Source organism: Variovorax paradoxus, from assembly GCF_902712855.1.
Taxonomy (GTDB): Bacteria; Pseudomonadota; Gammaproteobacteria; order Burkholderiales; family Burkholderiaceae_C; genus Variovorax; species Variovorax paradoxus_Q.
Window position 1 is genome coordinate 330,662 of record NZ_LR743507.1, and the last position, 24,048, is coordinate 354,709.

General features: G+C 69.4%; 17 protein-coding genes. 4 read left to right on the plus strand and 13 right to left on the minus strand.

What is annotated here, in order from left to right:
* Positions 1 to 10: 10 nt before the first annotated feature.
* The 6 genes from AACL56_RS01615 to mdeB form a co-directional block, all read right to left on the minus strand.
* On the minus strand, positions 11 to 673 hold the full coding sequence (locus AACL56_RS01615; RefSeq protein WP_339088094.1) for an aldolase: 663 nt from the start codon (positions 671 to 673) through the stop codon (positions 11 to 13).
* 182 nt (positions 674 to 855) lie between these two features.
* Entirely contained in the window at positions 856 to 2,136 is a 1,281-nt protein-coding gene (gene otnK, locus AACL56_RS01620; protein ID WP_339088095.1) for a 3-oxo-tetronate kinase, read from the minus strand.
* A 3-nt stretch (positions 2,137 to 2,139) separates the two neighbouring features.
* A complete protein-coding gene (denD, locus tag AACL56_RS01625; RefSeq protein ID WP_339088096.1) occupies positions 2,140 to 3,153 on the minus strand; it encodes a D-erythronate dehydrogenase in 1,014 nt (337 codons plus the stop codon).
* 18 nt (positions 3,154 to 3,171) lie between these two features.
* A complete protein-coding gene (gene ltnD, locus AACL56_RS01630) occupies positions 3,172 to 4,089 on the minus strand; it encodes an L-threonate dehydrogenase (RefSeq protein ID WP_339088097.1) in 918 nt (305 codons plus the stop codon).
* Positions 4,090 to 4,220: 131 nt separating this feature from the next.
* Positions 4,221 to 4,997 (minus strand): FadR/GntR family transcriptional regulator, encoded by a 777-nt coding sequence (locus AACL56_RS01635; protein ID WP_339088098.1) that lies wholly within the window; start codon positions 4,995 to 4,997, stop codon positions 4,221 to 4,223.
* 58 nt (positions 4,998 to 5,055) lie between these two features.
* A complete protein-coding gene (mdeB, locus tag AACL56_RS01640) occupies positions 5,056 to 7,707 on the minus strand; it encodes an alpha-ketoglutarate dehydrogenase (protein WP_339088099.1) in 2,652 nt (883 codons plus the stop codon).
* Between the two features lie 105 nt (positions 7,708 to 7,812).
* Between mdeB and AACL56_RS01645 the strand changes: the two genes are divergently transcribed.
* Positions 7,813 to 8,283 carry an Lrp/AsnC family transcriptional regulator gene (locus tag AACL56_RS01645; protein ID WP_339088100.1) on the plus strand — a complete coding sequence of 157 codons (471 nt, stop codon included), beginning with the start codon at positions 7,813 to 7,815 and terminating at the stop codon, positions 8,281 to 8,283.
* Between the two features lie 36 nt (positions 8,284 to 8,319).
* On the opposite strand, the gene AACL56_RS01650 is transcribed toward AACL56_RS01645, so the two are convergent.
* From AACL56_RS01650 to mltA, 3 genes are all read right to left on the minus strand, one after another.
* Complete coding sequence (locus AACL56_RS01650) at positions 8,320 to 10,614, minus strand: PhoX family protein (protein WP_339088101.1); 2,295 nt, start codon at positions 10,612 to 10,614, stop codon at positions 8,320 to 8,322.
* Positions 10,615 to 10,872: 258 nt separating this feature from the next.
* The gene (locus AACL56_RS01655) at positions 10,873 to 12,702 is read right to left on the minus strand and encodes a PhoX family protein (protein WP_425336972.1); all 1,830 of its coding nucleotides are present in this window, start codon (positions 12,700 to 12,702) and stop codon (positions 10,873 to 10,875) included.
* 428 nt (positions 12,703 to 13,130) lie between these two features.
* Positions 13,131 to 14,282 carry a murein transglycosylase A gene (gene mltA, locus AACL56_RS01660; protein ID WP_339088102.1) on the minus strand — a complete coding sequence of 384 codons (1,152 nt, stop codon included), beginning with the start codon at positions 14,280 to 14,282 and terminating at the stop codon, positions 13,131 to 13,133.
* Here mltA and AACL56_RS01665 point away from each other — a divergent pair.
* The 3 genes from AACL56_RS01665 to AACL56_RS01675 all read left to right on the plus strand — a co-directional run bounded on the left by AACL56_RS01665 (position 14,281) and on the right by AACL56_RS01675 (position 15,949).
* Positions 14,281 to 14,442 (plus strand): hypothetical protein, encoded by a 162-nt coding sequence (locus tag AACL56_RS01665; protein ID WP_339088103.1) that lies wholly within the window; start codon positions 14,281 to 14,283, stop codon positions 14,440 to 14,442. The genes mltA and AACL56_RS01665 overlap by 2 nt on opposite strands.
* A 199-nt stretch (positions 14,443 to 14,641) precedes the next feature.
* On the plus strand, positions 14,642 to 15,301 hold the full coding sequence (locus tag AACL56_RS01670) for an OmpA family protein (RefSeq protein WP_339088104.1): 660 nt from the start codon (positions 14,642 to 14,644) through the stop codon (positions 15,299 to 15,301).
* 81 nt (positions 15,302 to 15,382) lie between these two features.
* On the plus strand, positions 15,383 to 15,949 hold the full coding sequence (locus AACL56_RS01675) for an OmpA family protein (protein WP_339088105.1): 567 nt from the start codon (positions 15,383 to 15,385) through the stop codon (positions 15,947 to 15,949).
* Between the two features lie 103 nt (positions 15,950 to 16,052).
* Here the strand turns inward: AACL56_RS01675 and AACL56_RS01680 are convergent, their stop codons facing one another.
* The 4 genes from AACL56_RS01680 to AACL56_RS01695 all read right to left on the minus strand — a co-directional run bounded on the left by AACL56_RS01680 (position 16,053) and on the right by AACL56_RS01695 (position 24,034).
* Positions 16,053 to 16,682, minus strand: coding sequence for a response regulator transcription factor (locus AACL56_RS01680; RefSeq protein ID WP_339088106.1), 630 nt, complete (start codon positions 16,680 to 16,682; stop codon positions 16,053 to 16,055).
* A 126-nt stretch (positions 16,683 to 16,808) separates the two neighbouring features.
* Entirely contained in the window at positions 16,809 to 18,860 is a 2,052-nt protein-coding gene (locus tag AACL56_RS01685; protein WP_339092780.1) for a two-component system sensor histidine kinase NtrB, read from the minus strand.
* A 135-nt stretch (positions 18,861 to 18,995) separates the two neighbouring features.
* On the minus strand, positions 18,996 to 19,811 hold the full coding sequence (locus AACL56_RS01690; protein WP_339088107.1) for a carbon-nitrogen hydrolase family protein: 816 nt from the start codon (positions 19,809 to 19,811) through the stop codon (positions 18,996 to 18,998).
* Complete coding sequence (locus AACL56_RS01695) at positions 19,808 to 24,034, minus strand: YhdP family protein (RefSeq protein ID WP_339088108.1); 4,227 nt, start codon at positions 24,032 to 24,034, stop codon at positions 19,808 to 19,810. The genes AACL56_RS01690 and AACL56_RS01695 overlap by 4 nt, the downstream gene beginning before the upstream one ends.
* Positions 24,035 to 24,048 lie beyond the last annotated feature (14 nt).

The window sequence follows — 24,048 nt, forward strand, 5'->3', positions numbered from 1 at the left end:
GGTGTTTGTACTACCAGCGCGCACCGAAGGCGCGGCGCAGTTCGTCGATCTGTTCGGCATCCAGCGGTGCGGGCGTCGAGCCTGCAAGCACCTGGAGCCGGGCGGTTTCCTCGAGTTCCTCGAGCACGGACATGGCGGCGGCCGGCGTGTCGTGCCAGACGTTGGGGCCCAGGCGCGTGAGCATCACGGCGCGCACCGGCGTGCCGGCGGCGCCGAAGCGCTCGATGGCTTGCGCCACCTGTTCTGCCGCTTCCGGCGCGCCGGGGCGGTGGTACGCAACGACCGGCACGTGACCGACCTTCATCACGAAGTACGGCGTGAGCGCAGCGAGCAACTCGTCGCCCGGGTCTTTCAGCGTGAGCGCCACGCAGTGCGTGCTGTGCGTGTGGATGACGCACGCGGTGTTCGCGTCGAACCTGCGCGCGGCGGCGTAGATGCGCGTGTGCAGCGCGATGGTCTTGCTGGCGCGGTCGCCGCCGGTCTGCCGGCCATTCGCATCCAGCCTGGCCAGGCGGGCGGGGTCGAGGAAACCCAGGCATGCATCGGTCGGCGTGATGAGGAAGCCGTCGTCCAGCCGCACGCTGATGTTCCCGGCGGTGGCGTGCACGTAGCCACGCTCGAACAGGCTGCGGCCTGCGCGGCAGATTTCTTCTCGGGCTTGGGTTTCTGTCATGTTCCTTGCTGTATTGCTGTTCGGGACGGGTGCACAGGCCGCCGGGTACTTCCCTCCGCGTATGTCCTCCGGCCTTCGGCTTCCCCCTTCATTTCGCTGCGGGAAGCACCCGACGCCCTGTTCACTTGGACACGCTGTCGGTTCGCGGCGATCAACGACCGCCGTCGTGATCGCGCCCCGAATCAGTGAGCGTCACCCCAACCCAAAAACGCCTTCGTAAAAAAATCGTCGCTGCCGAAGTTGCCGGACTTCAGCGCAATGTGCAAGCCCGATACAGGCGCGGCTTCGGAGCGCGCATGGCACCACGGCACACCCGGGTCGATCTGCGGGCCGATCTGCATCTGTGCAATGCCCAGCGCCTGCACGCAGGCGCCGGAGGTCTCGCCGCCGGCCACCACCAACTGGTGCACGCCGCGTTCGACCAAGCCGCGCGCGATGGCGGCGATGGTGCGCTCGACCATCGCGCCCGCTTGCTCCACGCCGAGCTGGCCCTGCACCGACTTCACGTCGCCCGCCTCGGCGGTCGAGTAGACGAGCACCGGGCCCTTGTCGATCAACGGCGCGGCCCACGACAGCACCTCGGCCGCAACGTCCATGCCCTGCGCAATGCGCAGCGGATCGATGGCCTTCGCAGCGCCGCCGCGCTGGATGAAGTCATGCACCTGGCGGTTGGTGGCGAGCGAACAACTGCCCGAGACCACCGCCGTCTTGCCACTCGCTTTCGGCAATGCGCTGGCCTGCGACGACGGCGCCAGGCCGAAGTTGGCCGGCAGGCCGATGGCCACGCCCGAGCCCGCCGTGAGCAAGGGCAACTTCGCAAGTGCCGGGCCCATGCGCAGCAGGTCGTCGTTCGACACCGCATCGACGACGGCGATCGACACACCCTCGGCCTTCAGTTGCGCGATGCGCTCCTCGATGGCTTGCGCGCCGCGCGCGACCACCGCGTAGTCGATCAGGCCCACCTTGCGCCTGCACTGCGCCTGCAGCACCCGCACCAGGTTCGGGTCGGTCATGGGCGTGAGCGGGTGGTTCTGCATGCCGCTCTCGTTGAGCAGCACGTCGCCCGCGAACAGGTAGCCCTTGAACACGGTGCGCTTGTTGTCGGGGAAGGCGGGCGTGGCGATGGTGAAGTCGCATTGCAGCGCGTCCATCAGCGCTTCGGTGACGGGGCCGATGTTGCCTTGCGGCGTGCTGTCGAAAGTGGAGCAGTACTTGAAGTAGATCTGCTGCGCACCCTGCGCCTGCAACCAGCGCAGCGCGGCCAGCGACTGGGCGATGGCATCGGCGGGCGCAATGGTGCGCGACTTGAGCGCGACCACCACCGCGTCGACCTCGGCGCCGAGCGGCCCTTCGGGCACGCCGATGGCCTGCACGACACGCATGCCTGCGCGCACCAGATTGTTGGCGAGGTCGGTGGCGCCGGTGAAATCGTCGGCGATGCAGCCGAGCACGAGCTTGGGCATGGCTCAGTCCTTCAGCGGCAGCTTGACGGCCTGCGCGTTCTCGCGCACGTAGTCGCGCAGGATCGCGTCGAAGCTCGCGTCGGCCTTCAGGCCCAGCGCCTCGGCGCGCGCCGCATGGATGCGGCTGGGCCAGCTGGTGACGATCTTCGCGACGGCGGCATCGGGCTCCCAGTCGATCAGGCCGGTCGCGTCCGGGCCCGCGATGCGCTCGAGCGCCTGCGCCATCTCGCGCACGGTGGTGGTCAGCGCGGGCAGGTTGACCGCGGTGCGAGCGCCCCACTCGGTGGCGCTGGCCGTGGCCGCGCGCACGATGCCCTGCACGGTGTTGCCGGGCGAGGCCAGCGCGACGGGCGTGTCGGGCGACACGGGGCAGCGCGCGCGCTCGCCGGCCAGCGGCTCGCGCAGCATGCCGCTCAGGAAGCTCGACGCCGCGCCGTTGGGCTTGCCAGGACGCACCGACACCGTCATGAGCCGCACGTTGCGGCCTTGCACGAAACCCTTGCGCGTGAAGTCGGCCACGAGCTGCTCGCCGATGAACTTCTGGATGCCGTAGCTGTTCTGCGGCGTGGGCAGCGTGGTGTCCTCGATGACGGCAGGAAGGCGTTGCTCGGGCGAATCGCCGAACACCGCCACCGAGCTGGAGAACACGAACACCGGCGCGTGGCCGGCGCGGCGGCAGGCTTCGAGCAGGGCGCGCGTGGTGTCGAGGTTGCTGCGCATGCCCAGGTCGAAGTCGGCCTCGCACTCGCCGCTCACGGCCGCGGCCAGGTGGAACACCGCGTGGGTGTCGGCCAGCGGCAGCGCGCCGCTGCCGGCCTGCTCGTGGAGGTCGCCCTGAACGAACTGCACGCGCGCGTCGCCGGCCAGGTCGGCGGGCGGCGGCACGCGGTCGGCCAGCGTGACGCGAGAGACGGGCTGCGCGGCGCCGCCGGCCAGCGAGAGGTTGCCGCCTGCGAGCAAGGTGCGGGCGAGGCGCGCACCGAGAAAGCCGCAGCCGCCGGTGATGAGGATGTTCATGGTGTCTCTCTTCTTTCTTCAGGCTTGTTTTTTCGAGGGCACCTCGATGCCCGGGAAGATCTTGATGACCGCGCTGTCGTCCTCGCGCGCGTAGCCCGCGGTCGAGGCCTGCATGAACATCTGGTGCGCGGTCGACGACAGCGGCAGCGGAAACTTGCTGGCGCGCGCCACGTCGAGCACCAGACCCAGGTCCTTCACGAAGATGTCGACGGCCGACAGCGGCGTGTAGTCGCCCGCGAGCACGTGCGCCATGCGGTTCTCGAACATCCAGCTGTTGCCCGCGCTGTGGGTGATCACCTCGTAGAGCGCCGCCGGGTCCACACCTTCGCGCAAGCCCAGCGCCATGGCCTCGGCCGCCGCGGCGATGTGCACGCCGGCCAGCAGCTGGTTGATGACCTTCACCTTGCTGCCCGCGCCCGCGCTGTCGCCCAGGCGGTAGACCTTGGCGGCCATGGCATCGAGCAGCGCGCCGGCCTTCTCGTAGGCGGCGGGCGTGCCCGCGGTCATCATCGTCATCTGGCCGCTCGCGGCCTTGGCGGCGCCGCCGGAGATGGGCGCGTCGAGGTACAGCAGGCCGAGCTTTTCGAGGCGCGCCTCGAGCGCCACCGACCAGTTCGGGTCGACGGTGGAGCACATCACGAACAGGCTGCCGGGCTTCATCGACGCGGCGCAGCCCGGGGTGCTGCCGTCGCCGAACAGCACCGACTCGGTCTGCGCGGCGTTGACGACCACGCTGACCACGACGTCGCATTGCGCGCCGAGCGTGGCGAGCGTGTCGCAGGCGGTGCCGCCGTCGCGCGCGAAGGCTTCGGCCACGTCCCGGCGCACGTCGAACACATGCGGCGCATGGCCCGCGCGGCGCAGCGACTGCGCCATGCCGGCGCCCATGGCGCCGAGGCCGACAAGGCCCACGACGGGGGATTGGAGGGTGGTCATGAAGGGGACTTTCCAGGTGAGAGACGCAGCGTAGGCTTTCGGGCCTCGCACTTCAATTTGTCAGGTCATCATACAAATCTGAGCCGCTTGCGCCGATCCGTTCCAACCCGCACGCCGACGCGACGAGCCGCTCAGCGTCCCGCCGGCCAGTCCTCGACCAGCGGCCTTGCGAGCCGCGCGCCCTCCTGATGCCAGAAGGCCGGATCGGCCTGCTCGATGCGGCGGATCGCGTTGTCCATGTGCGCCTTCGCGGCCTCGCGTGCGCGCACCGCGTCGCCAGCGTCGATGGCCTCGACGATCAGCGCGTGCTCCTGTGCCACCTCGGCGGCGAAGTCGGCGCGGCGCGCCTCGTTGGCGCGCGTCACGCGCGTGGCGCCGTGCAGGAACTGCCGCAGGTACTGCAACGTGCCGAGAAGAAACGGGTTGCGCGCGGCCTCGGCAATGGCGGTGTGGAAGCGCACATCTTCGTCGGCCCCGTTGCCGCCCGCTTTCACCGCCGCCTGCAGCGCCTTGATGGCCTCGCGGATGCGGCGCAGATCGGCCTTGGTGCGGCGCTCGGCGGCCAGCCCCGCAACTTCGGCTTCGAGCGCCCGGCGCAGCTCGACCATCTGGATCACCGCTTCGCGCGAGGCCACGTGTGGCATCTCGAAGCGCAGCGGCTCGACGCCGGCGGCGCGCACGTACACGCCACTGCCCTGCCGCGAGTCGACCAGCCCCAGCGACTTCAACCGCGACACCGCTTCACGCACGACGGTGCGGCTCACGCCGAACTGGCCGGCCAGCGCGGTCTCGGTCGGCAGCCGGTCGCCTTCCGACAGCCGCCCGCTGCGCACCTCGGCGGCCAATGCGTCGGCCACCTGGTCGGCCAGGCGGGCACCGGGGGCGATGGATTGGAAGCGGGCGGTCATGGGGCGGGAGGATGGGCCTGCGACTCTAACGCAGCCCCCTGGCGCACCCCTGCGACCGTCAGCCCAGTGCGTGCCGCGCCGCGTTCGCGATGCTGGCCGCGTCGACCCCGAAGAACCCGCGCAGCGCCGCGCGCGTGTCGCTGCGCCCGAAGCCGTCGGTGCCCAGCGTGAGGTAGCGGCGGCCTTCGGGCAGGAATGCGCGCACGCTCTCGGGCACGGCGCGCACGTAGTCGGTGGCAGCGACGATGGGGGCCTTGCCCTCGCCGAGCTGCCGCGCGATGAACGGTGCGTCGACCTGCTCGCCGGCCAGCGCCTTCTGCTCGCACGCCACGCCGTCGCGTGCCAGTTCGCTCCAGCTCGTCACGCTGAACACCTCGGCCTCGATGCCTTCGTCGGCCAGCAGCTGCGCGGCCTTGACGACCTCGGTGAGGATCGCGCCCGAGCCCATCAGCGTGACGCTCTTCTTCGCCTTGCCGTTGGCCGGCGAATACACGCCGAAGCGGTAGCAGCCGCGCAGGATGTCGGCTTCCGCGCCCTCGGGAACGTCGGGCTGCGCGTAGTTCTCGTTCATGAGCGTGACGTAATAGAACACGTCCTGCTGCTCGACCATCATCTCGCGGATGCCCGCGTCGACGATGACCGCCATCTCGCCCGCGAAGGCCGGGTCGTAGGCCTTGCAGTTCGGGATGGTCGCGGCCACGAGGTGGCTGCTGCCGTCCTGGTGCTGCAGGCCTTCGCCGCCGAGCGTGGTGCGCCCCGAGGTCGCCCCCAGCAGGAAGCCGCGTGCACGCTGGTCGGCCGCGGCCCAGATCGCGTCGCCCACGCGCTGGAAGCCGAACATCGAGTAGTAGATGTAGAACGGCAGCATCGCCAGCCCGTGCACGCTGTAGCTGGTGGCCGCGGCCGTCCAGCTGGCGATGGCGCCGGCTTCGCTGATGCCCTCTTCCAATATCTGCCCGTCGGTGGCTTCGCGGTAGCTCAGCACCGAGCCGATGTCTTCCGGCGCGTAGCGCTGGCCCACGCTCGAATAGATGCCGACCTGCTTGAACAGGTTGGCCATGCCGAAGGTGCGCGCCTCGTCGGCCACGATGGGCACGATGCGCGGGCCCAGGGCTTTGTCCTTCAGCAGGTTGCCCAGCATGCGCACGAAGGCCATGGTGGTGCTCATCTCCTTGCCGGCGGCGGCGGTGGCGAACTGCGCGTAGCTCGCGAGCTCGGGCTTGGGCACCACGTCGCAGGCGGTCTCGCGGCGCGGCATGGCGCCGCCGAGGGCCTCGCGGTGCTGGCGCAGGTAGCGCATCTCGGCACTGTCCTCGGCCGGGCGGTAGAAGTCCATCGCGGTGGCCTGCGCGTCGGTCAGCGGCAGGTTGAAGCGGTCGCGGAACTCGATGAGGTCCACGTGGCCCATCTTCTTGTGCGAGTGCGTGGTCATCTTGCCCTGCGCCGCGCTGCCCATGCCGTAGCCCTTCTTGGTGTGGGCCAGGATCACCGTGGGCTGGCCCTTGTGCCGGGCCGCGGCGGCGTAGGCCGCATGGATCTTCACGAGGTCGTGGCCGCCGCGCTTCAGGCGGTCGATCTGCTCGTCGGTCATGCCTTCGGCCAGCCGTGCGAGCTCGGGGTTCTGGCCGAAGAAGTTGTCGCGGTTGAAGCGGCCGTCCTTGGCGGCGAAGGTCTGCATCTGGCCGTCGACGGTCTCGGCGAACACGCGCGCGAGCGCACCGCTCACGTCCTGCGCGAAGAGGCCGTCCCAGTCGCTGCCCCACACGAGCTTGACGACGTTCCAGCCCGCACCGGCGAAGAGCTTCTCGAGTTCGTCGATGATGCGGCCGTTGCCGCGCACCGGCCCGTCGAGCCGCTGCAGGTTGCAGTTGACCACCCACACGAGGTTGTCGAGCTTCTCGCGCGCCGCGAGCGTGAGCGCGCTCATCGACTCGGGCTCGTCCATCTCGCCGTCGCCGAACACGCCCCACACCTTGCGCCCTTCGCAGTTCAGCAGGTTGCGGTGCGTGAGGTAACGCATGAAGCGCGCGTGGTAGATCGAGCTGATCGGGCCGATCCCCATCGAGCCGGTGGGGAACTGCCAGAAGTCCGGCATCAGGTACGGATGCGGATAGCTGCACAGGCCGCGCGCGCCGCTGCCCTCGACGAAGGCGGGCGCGGTGAGCTCCTGGCGGTAGTGCTTCAGGTCGTCTTCGCTCAGGCGCCCTTCGAGGTAGGCCCGCGCGTAGACGCCCGGTGCGCTGTGCGGCTGGAAGAACACGAGGTCGCCGCGGTGCTGCTCGCTGCGCGCGTGGAAGAAATGATTGAAGCCGGTCTCGAACAGGTCGGCCGCGCTGGCGTAGCTGGCGATGTGGCCGCCGAGCTCGCCATAGGCCTGGTTGGCCCTGGCCACCATCGCGAGCGCGTTCCAGCGCATCAGCGAGGCGAGTTTTTCCTCGATGGCGAGGTCGCCCGGGAACGGTGGCTGGTCTTCCGCCGCGATGGTGTTGACGTACGGGGTGGCCAGTTCGGGCTGCCAGCCGATGCGCTGCTGGCGCGCCAGGCGGGCCAGCTCGGCCAGCATCTGCTTGGCGCGCTGCGGTCCCTGCGTCTGCGCCAGCGCGAGGAAGGCGTCGCGCCATTCGGCGGTCTCCGCAGGGTCGGGGTCGTGCGACAGCGGGGTGTCGAGCAGCAGGGCGCGCATCTGGTCGGGCGAGATCGGGGCGTTCATACCGGCACTTTAGGCCGCACACCAAAGAATTAGCTACCGGCGGATGCAATCCCGCGCCAGGCTCGCAGCATAAAATTTTCCAAACAAAATTGGAGACGGCATTTCATGCAACTCGATGCGATCGACCTGCGCATACTGGATGAGCTGCAACGCGACGGCGCGCTCTCGAACGTGGAGCTCGCACGCCGCGTGCACCTCTCGCCCTCGCCGTGCCTGGCGCGCGTGAAGGTGCTCGAGACGCAGGGCGTGATCGACCGCTATGTGGCGCTCGCGAGTGCCAAGGCGCTGGGCCTGGGACTGAACGTGTTCATCTCGATCAGCCTCACCACGCAGAGCAAGCAGTCGCTGGCCGACTTCGAGCAGCGCATCGCCGAGCACGACGAGGTGATGGAGTGCTACCTGATGACCGGCGACAGCGACTACCTGATCCGCATCGCGGTGGCCGACATGGCGGCGCTCGAGAAATTCATCCTGGAGCAGCTCACGCCGATCCCGGGCATCGAGAAGATCCGCTCGAGCTTCGCGCTCAAGCAGGTGAGGTACAAGACGGCGCTGCCGCTGCCGGCCGCGCCCTGAAGACGGCCCGGCGCGGGCCGGGCTTCGTCGACGACGCTACAAGCCGATCACGCCGCCGTCGTCCCGCGTGATGACCACGGTCGCCGAGCGCGGCCGTGCGTTGCCGCCGTCGGGCCAATGGCTGGTGAAGGCGGCCGGGTCACGAAGGCTGGACGTGTCTTCGCCCGGATGCTGGATGTTCACGAACAGCGCGCGGCCGTCGCCCGATTCGGCCACGCCGGTGATCTCGCACTCCACGGGACCGACGAGAAAGCGGCGCAGGCCGTCGGCGCCTGGCGGCTTGCCGACGAAGGTCTTCTGCTCGGCAACATGGCCGACGACCTCGTCGTTGTCGGTGAGGACGTAGCTGGCATTGGCGATGCGCTTCGCCCCGCCGTCGCCGACGCGCCCCGGCAGCGCCGCGAGCATCATGCAGTTTGTCACGTCGGTGTATTTGCTGTCGTCGGTCTGCAGCCACAGCAGGCCGGGGCTGGCCTGGCTGAACCACAGGCCGTCGGGGCTGGAAAAGTCGTTGTCGGCATCCAGCTCGGACAGATTCACGTTGGGCCCGGCGTTCGAACGCGCACCGAAAAGATAGACGTCCCACGCGAAGCGGACAGCGTCCGGTTCGCCGCCGGCATCGGCGAAACGAACGATGTGGCCGTTCGGATTGCCGCTGGACAGCGACGGCCCGCCTTCGGTGTAGGCACGCGGGTTTGCCGCATTGGTGATGTTGGCGCCGCCCGCGCTGCGTGCCGTGCTGTTGGTGAGGGTGAGGTAGATCTCGCCGTTCTTCGGATGGACCGCCGTCCATTCCGGACGGTCCATTTTCGTCGCGCCGGCCGCATCGGCCGCCAGGCGGGCATTGATCAGCACGTCGGCCGCGTCGGCGAAGGCGTAGGCCTTGCTGGCTGCGGTGATGCCGTTGATGCCCAGGCCGAGCTCCAGCCAGTCGCCGCTGCCGTCTTCGTTGAATCGCGCGGCATAGAGCCTGCCTTCGTCCATGTACTTGTCGCCAGCCACCATCCCTGCGCCGACATCGGCGGGGTCCCAGGCCCGCGCGGAAACGAACTTGTAGACGTATTCGTTCTGCGCATCGTCGCCCATGTACCAGACCAGAGGCTTCCCCGGCACGACCGGGCCGAGGCACGCGCCTTCATGGCCGAAGCGGCCGAGGGCGGTGCGCTTCTTCGGCGTGCCCGACGGATCGAAGGGATCGATCTCCACCACCCAGCCATAGGTGTTGGCAACATTGCGGTAGTCGTCGGTCGCCGTGGCGCCGGCGATTTCTGCGTTCCAGCGGCCATACAGGTGGTCGGCCGTGTCGGGCCTCGGGGTGGCCCACAGGCGCGAGCTTCCCCCGACGCCTCTCACGCCGTAGCGCTGGAAGGAGGCGAGTTCGCGCGGGCTGCGCTGGGGATCGTCGATCGCGCCGATGCGGCGGAAGTAGCCTGCCCAGTTTTCTTCGCACGTGAGGTAGGTACCCCAGGGCGTGGCGCCGTTCGCGCAGTTGTTGACGGTGCCGCGCGTCCTGGTGCCGTCGGGCGAATACCGGGTGCGCATGTCGCCTGTTCCGGCGGCCGGGCCCGAGAGAACCATCTCGGTGACGGCGTGGATGCGGCGATTGAAGCGCGAGTCCTGCCGGTAGCGCCAGCTGCCGTCGCGGCGCTCGACCTCGATCACGCTCACCCCGTGCAGGTAGAACTCGCGCTGGACCTCGTCGGCCACGGTGCGCATCGCCGCGTTGCCGGTGCCGGAAACGGTCCGGCCGGCGGGGTGCAGGAACAGCTGCGTCATGGATTCGTGGTTCATCACAAGCAAGCCGCGCGTCGCATGAGCCGGGTCCCACCTGTCGGACGCGTCGATGCCGAAGAAGGTCATGCCGTCGTGGTGGTCGCCGGCGCGGCGATCGTAGGTGGCCGCTTCGTCGCTGCCGTCGTTCCTGTATGCCGGCACTTCGGCGGCGATGGGATCGCCCAGCCTGTAGAGAACGCTGGCGGTGTAGCCGGCGGGCACGGCGACCACATCGGCGAGGCTCTTCGCCACGGCATCGAAGCCCAGCCTGGGCGCTGCGGGCGGCGTGGCGGCCGGCGAGGTATCGACGTTGCCTGAAGGGGCTGGCGCAGCAGTGGCGGGTGCCGCCGGCAGGAAGGCGCCGGAGCCACCGCCGCCGCCGCCGCCGCACGCTGCCAGCAGCGCCGAGCCTGCCGTGCCCACGCCCCATCCCAGCAGGCGGCGGCGATTCAGGCGCGATGCGGCGATCTCGTCGAACCGCGGGTTGTCGGTGGGGTTCGTGCCGACGTCGTCGGGATCGACGCAGCGGTCGCCGGCATGGGGGTGTGCAATGGTCATGCGGAGCCTTTCACGGGTTGAAGCAGGAGGACAACCGCGCAAGGTAGGCAGCCCGCGTGACACGACGCTGTCGAAAATGTCACCCCGCTGTTAACTGCAACCTTGTTGCGCTTTTTCGTGAAATTCTTGTGCGTCGGATTGCGACAGGCATGCACCAAAGCAAACGGCGCTGTCGTTGCCGACAGCGCCGTTTCCAGGAGGTGAAGCGACCGGGCGGCAGCCCGGTCCTGCTGCGGCGAGGCCGTCTTTCCAGATACCTTACTTCGAGAGCTTCGGCTGGATCGGGTCCGCCGTGAGGTAGCCGACGGCGGCCGCGAAGCGGTCCTTGTAGTTGGCTCGCACCAGCGGATCGAGCGTGGCCTGCACCTTCGCATGCAGCGAAGCAGACCAGTCGCCGGCGTGCTGGAAGTTGCTCATGATGTAGGTCCAGCCGTTGATCTCGTCCACCGCATGCAGGCCCGTCGATTCGCCGCCCGCCGGGATCGACATGAGGCGCGAGAGCTTCTTGGTGTCGATGTTGTAGGCCCAGAGGAAGTTGTTGACATGGCTGCTGCTGTCTTCACCGATGAACAGCGTGCGCATCTTTTCCGAGAACTTGAGGTTGTCGGGATTGCCGATCTTGTCGGGGTTGGACAGGTTGCCCAGCGCGTCGGCGGTGATGTCCTCTCCCACGATCAGCGCACGGGTCTGCGTAGGCACCCAGTCGCTGTTGATCGAGTTGCCGTCCGAATCCTTCTGGCCACCCGCCAGGTTGTGGGCCATCACGCCGCCGGCGCTGAGCTTCTTCGGCAGCGCGATGTTGGTCGCCGCCGTCCAGCCCTTGCCGCCGCTGACCATCGAGTCCTGGATGTTCTGCAGCGCGGAATAGGCAACCTTGTCCTTGATGTTGACGGTGGTGCCTTCCATCTTGGTGAACGCCATGCTGCCGCCCTTGAGGTTGGCGTAGCGGTGCGTTTCCAGGAAGGCCGCGGCCTTTTCCATGCCCGTCTTCACGCGCACCCAGTTGGCCTTGCCGTCGCAGTACATCAGCGTGTAGGTGCCGTCCACCGGCGTCGCGGGCGTCAGCGGCGTGGCATCGTTGCTGCCGTTCTGCACGGCGTACACCACGTCGACGATGTCGGTGGCGACGTGCGCGTTCGCCAGCGCCTCGATTTCCGCGCTGGTGGCGTGGCCGAGGTTGATCCAGGTCATCTTGGTGGCGGCGGCCGCCGGGTCGATCGAGTAGCCCGCGTCGTACTTGGCGACGTAGAGCGTGCCGGCCGACAGGTCCTTTTCCTTGTCGGCGACGAACATGAAGAAGCCGCCGTTGGTGTAGTCGTCGCCCATGATGGCGGTGCGGTTGTCGGGCATGACCTGGATCAGCTCGTGCGAGATGCGGCCCAGGCAATAGTGCTTCTTCACGCTGCCGGTGCCGTCGGGGTTCACGGTGACCTCGGGCAGGTGGCCGTAGTGGTACGGGTTGGCCGCGGTCGCGCTGCCGAACACGTTCGTGCTGTAGGCCTGGAACATCGTGTTGGTGGCGATGCTGTACGCGTCGGGTTCGTACTCCTCGCTCGACAGGTGGGTGCCCCAGGGCGAGAGGCTCGCGCCGCAGGTGATCCACAGGCCATGGGCGCTGGACATGTCGACGTTGTGGTACTTGACCAGGCTGAGCTTGCCGGTGGTCTGGTCCTGGTCGAGCGTGAGCACCGCGATCGGCGAGGGCAGCGTGCCGTAGGTGCTGTCGCCCTTCTGGTTGCGGGTGGTGTACTCGAACTGCACGACGGCGAACACGGCCTTGCCCTTGATGCCGGTCACTGTCGGGTTGGGCAGGGAGATCAGCGACGTGCCGTCGGGGCTGTCGGAGAAGAACTGGCGTTCCTTGCCTGCGACCGAAGCGTCGACGATCGGATGGTTGTTGATGTCGACGTAGCCACCCGCGAGGATCTTTCCGCCCTTGCCGTCGGCCACCATGTCGCCGGTCAGGAAGAAGGGCTGGTAGGCCAGCTTGTATTCGGTGGAGCTGCCGTTGTCGAACGACACCTTGAACGTGGAGCCGACGGTGGTGGTGGCCATCTCGGCGGCGTTGGCGAGCGTGGGCGCGGCCATGCCGACGAATTCCGCCGAGACATAGTTCGGCGCGGGTTGGGGGCCGGAGCGGGGCAGGCGCCGGTGCGGGCGCCGGCGGCAGGAAGGGCAGGCTGCCACCGCCACCACCGCCGCCGCCGCAGGCGGTCAGGAAGGCGACGCCGCCGAGAGGCAGCATCGGAGCGGCACTGAGGAGCTTGAGGGCGTGGCGGCGCGACGCGGCGGGCGCCTTCGTGGAATCAGTCATTTTGTTTTCCAGTGATCGTGGAGGGGTTCGTCGTGAGGCAGAAAGTCAGCCTCCCGTCAGACGTGGGACCATAAGAGGCGCCCGTGACGAAGCTGTGCATCGCGCATGACAGAACGATGACGCACGCCGTTGCGGCGCGCCGTTCAGGCCATGAAAAACGGCGCGGGATTGCCGCGCCGTTGGTTCGTTCGCTCGCGGCGCGTCAGGGCGCCGGCAGTTGCCTCGGCCACAGCGCCCACAGGCGCAGCGGCTGGTTCATGCTGGCCGCGAGCCGGCCGGCGTCGGGCCCGGTGCCCGCGAAATAGTCGGCACGCACCGCGCCGAGGATGGCGCTGCCGGTGTCCTGCGCGACCACCAGTTTCTGCAGTTGCGCGGCCGGCCCGTTGGACGCGAGCCACACCGGCGTGCCGTAGGGAATGCTCTCGCGGTCGACCGCGATGGACCGACCGGCCGTCAGCGGCACGCCCTGCGCGCCGCGCGGGCCGAAGGCGGCGTCGACCTCGCTCATGGTTTCCTCCCGGAAGAACACGTAGCGCGGGTTGCTCCACAGCAGCTGCGACACGCGCTGCGGGTTCTGCGCGGCCCAGGTCTTGGTGTCGTCGGGCCACCTGCCGACCTTGCTCACGCCCTGGCTCATGAGCCACTGCTGCACGCTGCGGTAAGGCTGCTCGTTGGTGGCCGAGAAGGCCATGCGCACCGTGTGCTGGTAGCCATTGGCCTCGGTGATGCGAAGGCGTCCCGAGCCCTGGATGTGCAGCATCAGCGCGTCGATGGGATCGGCCATCCACGCGATCTCGCGCCCGCGCAGCGCGGCCTGCGCCTCGGGCAGGGTCTCGATCTCCTGGCGCGTGTACCAGGCCCGGCGCGGCACGAGGCCGTCGGGCGCCTGGTAGATCGGCACGTTGAAGGTGGCGGTGGGTACGCGCGAGGCCTCGTACACCGGCTCGTAGTAGCTGGTGAGCTTGCCCTCGGTCTGGCCGTTGAGCGCCTCGACGCGGTAGGGCTGCAGCCGGTCGGTCATCCACTGGCGCTGCTCCTCGGGCGTGGCGATCGTGAGCTGGCGCACGTCGCGGCACAGCGGCGCGAAAGCGGCGTTGGGGCGCGAGCAGTTGGCCAGGAGCGCGATCCACGCTTCATGCAGGGGGTCTTCACCGAAGCCCGGCAACTCCGACCAGCCCACCGGCACCCAGCGGCTCTTGGGATGCGCGAGCGAACCGGTGAGGGGGCCGAGGTCGCGCGGCGGGGTGACGGCGGGAGGGCGGGTGGGCGCATCGGGTGCGCGCGGGCCGGTGGAACAGGCGGCGAGCGTTGCTACGATCACAAGCCCGACCAGCCACTGGAGTCCATTTCTCATGGGTTTGATTCTGCTTGAAGCCCTCGCCGCGGGACTCGTGTTCATCTTGATCATCTGGTGGACCATGTTTTCGGGCCGCAACAAGGGTGAATTGCACGACGAGGACGCCGCCGAGGCAGATCACGACGCCACCGACAGGAAGCCGCCGCCGAAAGTGTGAACTGCCTGCGTAGCCCGGAGCCGTGGCACCGTGTCGGAGAAGCACCTTGTTGCTATTACTTTAGTAGCAATCATCGCAGCATACATGGGCGATTGCGAAAGATTTCTTATTTTCCCTAGGGCTTTGAGGTCGTACCATCGCAGGCTCCGCCGGAGCTAAGCTGTGTCCCGCCTCTGACTCAACCTGGAAAGGGATCGCCATGAAAAAGTTCGTACTTGCAACCTGTGCCACCGCTTTCATCCTGTCCGGCTGCGCCGGCGGCATGACCGACACCCAGCGCAACACCGGCATCGGCGCCGGCATCGGCGCATTGGGCGGCGCCGCCATCGGCTCGGCCACCGGCGGCAACCGCGGTGCCATCGGCACGGGCGCGGTGGTCGGCGCAGCAGCCGGCGCGCTCGGCGGCTACCTGTGGTCGCAGCGCATGGAAAACCAGAAGCGCCAGATGGAAGCCGCCACGCAGGGCACGGGCATCGCCGTGACGCAGACGCAGAACAACGAGCTGAAGCTGCAGATCCCAAGCGACGTGTCCTTCGACGTGGGCCGCGCCAACATCAAGCCGAATTTCGCGCCGGTGCTCGACCAGTTCGCCAATGGCCTGCGCAACAACCCGAACGCCGAGGTGCGCATCATCGGCCACACCGACAGCACCGGCTCGGACGCCATCAACAACCCGTTGTCGGTCGAGCGCGCGACCAGCACGCGCGACTACCTCGTCGCACGCGGCGTGAACGCAGCGGCGTTCCGCATCGAAGGCCGCGGTTCGCGCGAGCCGATCGCCGACAACAACAACGACGCGGGCCGGGCACAGAACCGCCGCGTCGAGATCTACGTGGGTGAGCGCGCGCCGCAGGGCTGACGCACCACCCCGACGGGAAACCGGCTGGCACAGAAAAGCCGGTCCCGCCACCATTCCATTGGTCCATAGAGAGGGAAATTCATGAGGAAGTTTGTTGTGTCGAGTGCGGCAGCCGCCGCGTTGCTGTTCATCGCGGGCTGCGCTTCGCAGTCGGCACCGCCGCCGGCAGCCGCCGCGCCGGCCGCCGCACCGGCCGCGCCGGCGAACAGCTGGACGGCCCGCCTGGCCACGCTGAAGACGGATCTCGAAGCCTCGACGAAGGGCACGGGCGTGGTGATCGAGCAGACCGCCGACAACCAGCTGCACGTGGTGATCCCGAACGAACTGTCGTTCGACACCGGCCGCTCCAACGTCAAGCGCAACCTGGCGCAGGTGCTCGACAAGGTCGCCGAAGGGCTGAAGTCGGCCACCGCCGCCAGCGTGCGCGTGGTCGGCCACACCGACGCCACCGGCAGCGAGGAAGGCAACGAACGCCTCTCGGTGAGCCGTGCCGACAGCGTGCGCAACCACCTGGTGGCGCGCGGCGTGTCGACCACCGCCATCACCACCGACGGCCGCGGCTCGCGCGAGCCGCTGGCCGACAACGGCACGGCCGCAGGCCGCGCGCAAAACCGCCGCGTCGAGATCTTCGTGGCGGAAAAAGCCTGATCCTGGCCTCTTCCGGGAATACCGCGGAACCGGCTTTGCCGGGCCGCCGGTATTGCCCCCTGCAAGGGGGTTGGCAGCCGCAAGAAGCGGGCAGGCCTGGGGCTTAGCCTAGTTCTCTCAGGCGGTTGGCGAGCTCCACCGCCGACTTCACTTCCATCTTGTCGAACACGCGCGCGCGGTGCACTTCCACCGTGCGCACGCTGATCGCGAGCTGGTCGGCGATGAGCTTGTTCGGCAGGCCCTCGACCACGAGCCGCATCACGTCGCGTTCGCGCTCCGTCAGTTCGGCGATGCGCTCGGCGAGCCCGCGGCGCAGGCGCTGCACTTCCAGCGCCTGAAGCGACGCGTTCAACGCATGCTCGATGCGGTCGACCAGCGCGTTGTCGGAGAACGGCTTCTCGCAGAAGTCGAAGGCGCCGCGTTTCACTGCGTCGACGGCCGTGGGCACGTCGGCATGGCCGGTGAGGAAGATCACCGGCATCAACGGCAGCAGGCCGCGCTCCACGAGCCGGTCGAACAGCACCAGCCCGCTGGTGCCAGGCATGCGCACGTCCAGCAGCAGGCACAGGGGCTGCTCGGGCAGCGGTCCCTGGTCGAGGAACTGCTCGAAGGCCTCGGCGCTGCCGAAATGTTCGCTCGCCAGCCGGCGCGAGCGCAGCAGCCAGGCGAGTGCCTCGCGCACGCTGGCGTCGTCGTCCACGATGAAGATCAAGCCATCGATCAGCGGTTGCATATCAAGTCCCAAAGAAAACGGATGCCCTTTGACGGACGCCGCGGAACCGGTCCGGCCGGACCGCCGGCGTCGCCCCTGCAAGGCAGAAGGAGGAGCGACACGAAGCGCGCGGAGCCTGAAGCTGAGTCATGCCACCGGCAGCGTGAAGCGGAAGACGGTACCGCGCGGCTTGTTCGGCTCGAACACCAGCGCGCCGCCGTGCTGTTCGACCACCGTGCGGCACAGGCTCAGGCCGAGCCCCATGCCGTCGGCGCGCGTGGTGAAGAAGGGCGTGAAGAGCCGCTCGGCCACTTCCTCGCTGATGCCGCTGCCGAGGTCGGCCACCGAGAACTCGAGCCAGCGCCGACCGTCTTCCTGCCCGGTGCCGCCCACCGCCACGGCGCGCGCCACGCGCAACCGCAGCACGCGGCTGCCGATGTTGTCGGGGCTGTCCATGGCCTGCATGGCATTGCGCGCGAGGTTCAGCAGCACCTGCTCGACCAGCGTGCGGTCGCACATGGCCGCGGGCAGCCGGTCTTCCAGCACCACCTCGATGATCACCCCGAGCTTGCGTGCCTGCAGCCGCACCAGCGGCAGCACCGCGTCGATCAGCGCCTGAGGCGCCACCGCCTCGCGCGTACGGTCGCGCCGGCGAACGAAGTCGTGCACGCTGCGGATGACCTGGCCAGCGCGGTCGGCCTGCTCGGCGATGCGCTTCACGGCCATCGCCACCTCGCCCTGGTCGCCCTTGGCGTGCGGGCCGAGCAGGTTGAGCGAGCCGCTCGCATAGCTGGCGATGGCGGCCAGGGGTTGCGTGAGTTCGTGGCTCAGCAGCGAGGCCATCTCGCCGACGGTGGCGAGCCGCGCGCTGGCCTGCAGGCGCTCCTGGCTGGCACGTGAAAGCTCCTCGATGCGTCGTTGCTCGCTCACGTCGATGAACGCGCTCATCCAGCCGGTCTGTACCTTCTGCGCGTTGATCAGCGGCGCCTCGAAGATCAGCACCGGGAAGCGCGTGCCGTCCTTGCGCATGAAGACCGACTCGAAGCCCTCGCGCGGCGGCATGCCGCCAGCCAGCCGCCTCGCCTGGCGTTGCTGGTACTCGTGCGCCAGCTCGGTGGGCCAATAAGGTGCTTCGGGCGCGTCGGCGCTGTCGGCCATGAGTTCCTCGGGGCTGAAGCCCACCATCTCGCAGAACGCCGGATTCACGTAGGTGATGCGGCCCCGCAGGTCGCGCGCGCGCAGGCCGGTGATGACGGAGTCTTCCATGGCCTTGCGGAACGCCAGCGCGTCGGCCAGGTCGCGCTCGGCGCGCAGGCGGCGGCGCGTGTCGCGCGCCAGCAGCACCAGCACCGACACCAGCGCGATGGAGATGGCCGTGACCAGCGCGGTGAGCATGTTCGGGAACAGGTCGGGTGCCGCGCGCCAGCCGTCGACGCGCAGCATCAGCGCGGCGCCGGGCAGGTCGATGAGCTGCTGCGACGTGAACACCCGCGTGCCGGTGCGCCGCGAGGTGCCCAGCGCCACCAGCCGCGTGCCGTCGGCCTCGGTGAAGGCCACTTCCTGGCCGCGCGTGAGCGTGGGGCCGACCAGCTCGATGAGCGCATCGCGCAGCGAGTAGCTCGCCACCAGGTAGCCGCCCGCGTCGATCGGCACGCACAGTTCCATCACCTCGACGCCGCCCCCGCCTGCGATGGGCACGTAGTGGCTCGGCGAATAGGCCGGCGCACCGAGCTTGCGCGCGGCGGCGCAGGCCAGCGTGACGTCGGACTGCTCGACGCCGCGCGTGGCCTCGTCGAGGATGCGCATGCGGTAGGGCGTGTTGACGGCCTGCAGCGGGCGCAGCGCGGCGTCGCGCCACTCCAGCCGCAGCCATTCGCGGTGCTCGCGCAGCAGCGCTGCGGCGGCGTCGGACCATTGCGAGGCGTCGGCGCCGGGCGCCTGCGTGGCACGCAGGCTCTGCGCATTGCGCTGGAAGCCGCTGCGCAGGTCGGAGACGGCGTCGGCCGTGTCACGGTCGAGCGCGGCCTGCACCTGCTCGACCTCGTGCCGGCCCGCGAGCCACACCACCGTGACCAGCAGTGCCGACACCAGCACCGCCAGCAGCAGCCAGAGGAACCAGCGCTGCCACAGCGAACGCAGCCGCGCGAACGCCAGCAGCGCCCACCGCTGCGGTGCGACGGTCAACAGCGCATCAGACATCCCGATGACACCGATGCCGGCCATGCGCAGAGCCTGTTGCGGAAACACCGCGGAACCGGCTTTGCCGGGCCGCCGGTGTCGCACCCTGGCAGGGGGTTGGCGGCCACACGAACCGGGCAAGCCTGGGCGTCATTTCTAGATCACGCAGTGCGAGAGCACCGGCAGCTGCGCGCGCGTGTGCTCGACCTGCGCGGCGTCGATGTCGAACAGCACCACGCCTTCGTCGGAAGCCTGCTGCGCCACCACCGTTCCCCAGGGGTCGACCACGAGGGACTGGCCCCAGGTCTGGCGGCCGTTCTCATGCGTTCCGCCCTGCGCGGGCGCGACCACCCAGGCGAGGTTTTCGATGGCGCGGGCGCGCAGCAGCACCTCCCAGTGCGCGGCGCCGGTGGTGCGCGTGAAGGCGCTGGGCACCAGCAGCAGTTCGGCGCCCTGCCTGGCGAGCGCGCGGTACAGCTCGGGAAAGCGCAGGTCGTAGCACACGCTCATGCCGATGCGCCATGCGTGGCCGTCGCGCGAGGGCAGCTCGAACACCACGGGCTCGCGGCCCGGCGCGATGACGCGGCGCTCGTCGTAGCGCTCCGTGCCGTTGTCGAAGAAGAAGAGGTGGATCTTGTCGTAGCGCGCCACGCACTTGCCCTCGGGCGAGAAGGCCAGCGAGCTGTTGAAGACGTGCTCGGCGTCGGTGCTCTCGATGGGCAGCGTGCCACCCACGATCCACAGGCCGAACTCGCGCGCCGCGTCGGCCAGGAAGCCCTGGACCGTGCCCGCGCCGGCGGTCTCGCGCAGCCCGAGCTTGTCGGTGTCGCGCGCACCCATCATGCAGAAGTACTCGGGCAGCACCGCGAGTTCGGCGCCCGCAGCGGCCGCCTGCGCGAGCAGGTCGTGGGCGCGCGCGAGGTTGGCTTCGCGGGCGATGGCGGACACCATCTGGATGGCTGCGACTTTCATTGCGTGGTCTCCGGTTTGCGGCCTTCGTTCGCGTTGGAGGTGCCCTGCGAGCCCGGGAAACCGGGAATCGCCGGCAGCGAGGGGACGGCGGGCAGGCTCTGCGGCAGCAGCTGCAGCGAACGCGGCACCTTCGCGATCTTGGGGTCGGTCCAGCCGCCCTCGATGTGGAACTCCTGCGTGGCCGCCGCCGACAGCGGCTTGCTCAGCACCCAGTTGGCCAGGAAGGTGCCCAGCCCGATGGCCGGGTTGATGGCCGTGGCCACCAGCGCCGCGGTGCCCGCATTGATCTCGGGCACCACCACCACGCGCAGGTCGGTGGTCTCGCGCACGATGTCGGCCGACCCGTCCATCAGCGCGGCGGCGTTCACGCCCTTCATCTGCAAGTTGTTGGTGCTGGCGATGCCCTTGTCGATCCTGGCGTCGCCGCGGACGAAGTCGAAGGCGAAGCCCTGGCTGAACACGTCACGGAAGTCGAGCGTGAGCCGGCGCGGCAGCGCCTGCAGGCTCAGCACGCCGAGCAGCTTGGCCAGGCCCGGGTCAGCCTTGAGGAACTGGCCCTGCTCCACGTCGAGCTGCAGCTGGCCGCCGAGGCTCGGGTAGTCGAGCGAGAACGGCGAGCCGCGCCAGTTGACGTCGCCTTCGAGCCGGCCCTTGCCGCGGCGCAGCACGCCCGGCATGCCGAAGCGCGTGAGCAGCTCGCCCGCATCGGCGATGTCGAGCCTGAAGGTCATGCCGGTGCGGCGCTGGCCGGCCGCGCCGCCGGGTGTGCCGGCCCACGTGCCCTTGGCCGAGAAGCTGGCCTCGGGCGTGGTGAAGGCGAGCTTGTTGAGCGCCCATTCGCGGCCCGCGCCGCCGCGGTTGACGGCGTCGATCTCGGCACGGCCGAGGCGCTTGCCGAGCAGTTCGAAGTCGTCCACCACGATGTCGAGCGCGGGCAGCGTGTCGGGCTGCTCGTCGAGCAGGGTCTCGACCTGCGTGGCCTCGCTGGGCGCGATCTTCAGCCGGGCGAGCCGCGCGTACAGGCGGCCTGCCTGCGCGTGGCGGTACTCGGCGTAGCCGCTGAGCTCGGTGGCATCGATGTTGGCGCGCCAGAGGCTGCCGTCGCGCGTGCCGCCCAGCACCACGTTGTGCAGCGTGCGGCCCGCGATGGCCAGTTGCTGGGCCCGCACGGCGATGCGCGTGGGCAGGTAGGCCGACGACGGGTCGTCGGCGCGGTCCGCCGCTTCGGCAGCCGGGCCGGAGGCACCCGCCGTGTCGCCGAGCAGCCCCTGCCATGCGCCCATGTCGAGCTTCGCGACGTTGATGTTGGCGAACACGCCCTTGTCGGGCAGGCTCGCGGTCTCGCCGGGCGCAAGGCCGACGCCGATGCTGCCGCGCGCCACGCGGGCCTCGCCGCCCGCGAGGTCGCGCACGTACTGCACGCTGCCGACACGGCCGAGGTCGAGCGAGAGCTGGTCCTGCATGGGGGTGCCCACCGGCACGGCGGCCCCCTGCCGGGTTTCGCGCGCCAGCACCTTCTTCTCGATGCGCAGCGGCATCTGTTCCTCGGCGGTCTTCACGAGCGGCGGGGGCAGCTGCAGCGCCAGGCCCTGCAGGCTGCTGACCAGCGAGAACTCGGGCGTGCCGTCGCGCACGGAGAAGGTGGCGGCGTAGGGTGTGCTGCCGGTGGCCTTCTTCGCGATGTTGGCCAGCCAGTCGACTCCGCGCGCGTTGCGCAGGCCGTCGGCGGTGGCGGTGCCCTGGGCCTTCAGCGAGACCTCGCGATTCGGCCCGGTGAAGCGCCCGCGGCCCTCTAGGCGCATGTCGCCGCCGAGCAGCCGGCCCTGCACGTTGGCCAGCGTGAAGCCGGTCTCGGTGAAGTTGAGCATGCCCCGGGTTTGCGTGAGGGCCGGCGCCTCGGGAACGACCTGCAGCTCGTTGTCGGCCAGCGTCACGCTGGCCTGCACCTTGGCGTTGTCCATGGCGGCGAGCGGCAGTTCGAGGTGCAGCTTGTAGTCGGCCGAGCCGGCGGCGCGCGCACGCATCATGATCTCGCCGGTTTCGCCCGCCAGCGGCGCGCCCGCGCGCAGCACCTCCGCCAGCGGCCCCCTGGCCTGCGCATCGACGCGCAGCAGCGAGGCGTGGTGCGACATGTCGGCAATCTGGGCCTCGGCCTTCGTGACCTCGACGCCGGGCGCGCCCACCAGCCGGCCCCGCGCGTTGCGCACCAGCATGCCGGCGCGCTCGAAAACGAGCTCGCCCGACAACGCGGTGAGCGGCGGCCACACGGGCGGGGGCATGCCGTTGCGCGCGGAAGCGGTGGACGGGGTCGACGTGGCCGTCTTGCGAGGCGGCGCATAGGCGTAGTCGACATCGGCCACCTTGGCCGCGATGCGGAAGTCGCCCAGCTTCGGATCCATGAAGGGCATGTCGTGCAGGTCGCCGCGCACGCGGAAGTCGACGCTGCTGGCCGTGCCCTTGGTGACGGCGTCGCGCACGTAGTCGCGCGTGTGCTGGGGAATGTCGAGCGGCAGGTAGCGGAACACGCGCGTGCCGTCGGCGCGCGTCAGCTGGCCCTGCAGGTCGAGCACGCCGGGAAAGCGGCGCTTGCTGCTGGAGGTGGCCGGGTCGCTGGTGCGCCAGCTGGCCTGCGCGTCGCCTTCGGCGTCGGCATTGGCGAAGCTCAGCTTCGACACCTGCAGCTGGGCATTGCCGTTGTCGAGCTTCCATTGCAGCTGGGTGGAGAGCCTGTCGATCGGGATGACGGGGTCCTCGAACACGCCGGGAAACTCGAGCGTGCCGTGCGCGATGGCCAGCGTGGCGGTGCCGCCGGTGTGGGTCGCGTCGAAGTCGACGGTGGCGCCGCTGAGGCCGGGCGTGCCGGGGTGGACCTTGGGCGGCATCGGCGCTGCAGTGGCGCCTGCGCTCGCCGGTGCAGGCGCGGCGTCGGTCGCTCCCGGCTGCGAAGCCACGCGCAACCCGCTCACGCGGCCCTTGGCCTGGTAGCGGTCGGGCGCGCCGAGCGTGCCCTGCCAGTTGAGGTCGATGCGCTCGACGAGGCCGCGCGGCGCATAGGCGGCCAGCGCGCGGTGCGTGGCGTCTCCGAGCGGCAGCCTGTCGGCGATGAGCGCCAGCGCGGCGAGGTCGAGGCGGTCGGCGCGCAGCGCGCCGTGCTCGGGCGTGCGGCCCTTGTTGGGCGTGTGCTGCAGCCAGAGGTTGCCGCCGGGCCAGCGCATGCCGTCGCTGGTGTCGAACTGCAGCGCCGTGGTCGAGAACTCGAGCGTGTCCTCGGTCAGCAGGCCGGCCAGGCGGCCGGTGACGGCACGCAGCACCAGCGGCTGCAGGTCCTTGCCGAGCGAGACGTCGACCTTGTCGAGCCCGAGGTCGGCGGTGCCGCCGACCACCTGTCCGTCGTCCACGTCGGCCCACACGCGCAGCGCGCCGTTGCCTTCGCGGATGCGCGCGTCGAGCGACACGTACTGCCCGAGCCGGGTCACGTCGATGTAGGGCAGGTCGGCATAGAGCTGGCCGTCCCACGTCTGCCAGTGACCCGTGCGGATGGACAGCAGCGGCTGGCGGAACTGCCCGCGCAGCGTGAAGCGCACGCCCCAGCCGGCCGGCGGCGTGGCGTCGAGCCGCAGGCCATGGCGCCGGCCGCCGTTGCGCGCGACGAAGCGGACGTCGGTCAGCAGCAGGGGTTCGGCGTTGCGTTGCTCGTCGGTCCAGCGCACCGTGCCGCCTTCGACGACCAGTTCGCGCTGCGCGAAAAACCAGTCGGCGCCCCGGGTCTCTCCGGTGGTATCGGTGCCCATGTGCAAACCAGCCACATGGAGTTTTCCCTGAGTGTCGCGCCGCACGTCGAGTTGCGGACCTTCGATGTAGAGCTGCTCGAGATTGAGCCGCCAGAGCGACCGCGGCGACACGCTGGCCACCACGCGCACGAGGCGAAGTGCCTCGCGGTTGCCCGCGTCCTGCAGCACGACATCGCGCAATTCGAAAGCCGGAAAAAGCCCTTCGGAGCGGGCGGTGATCGAGCCGATGCGAACAGGCACCCCGATGGCCTTGCTAGCCTGTGCCTCCAGAGCGCCGCGAAAATCGCCGATTCGCGGCACAATCCACGCGTGCAGGACAACGACTGACAACGCCAGCAGAAGCCATGCAGCGATCAACAGACCCAACAGCCAGCGCGCCGTCACAGCGGTGATTTTGAGCAGACGTGAAGGGGAAGACGCCGTGTCGTTCATTGAGGATCGCGCTG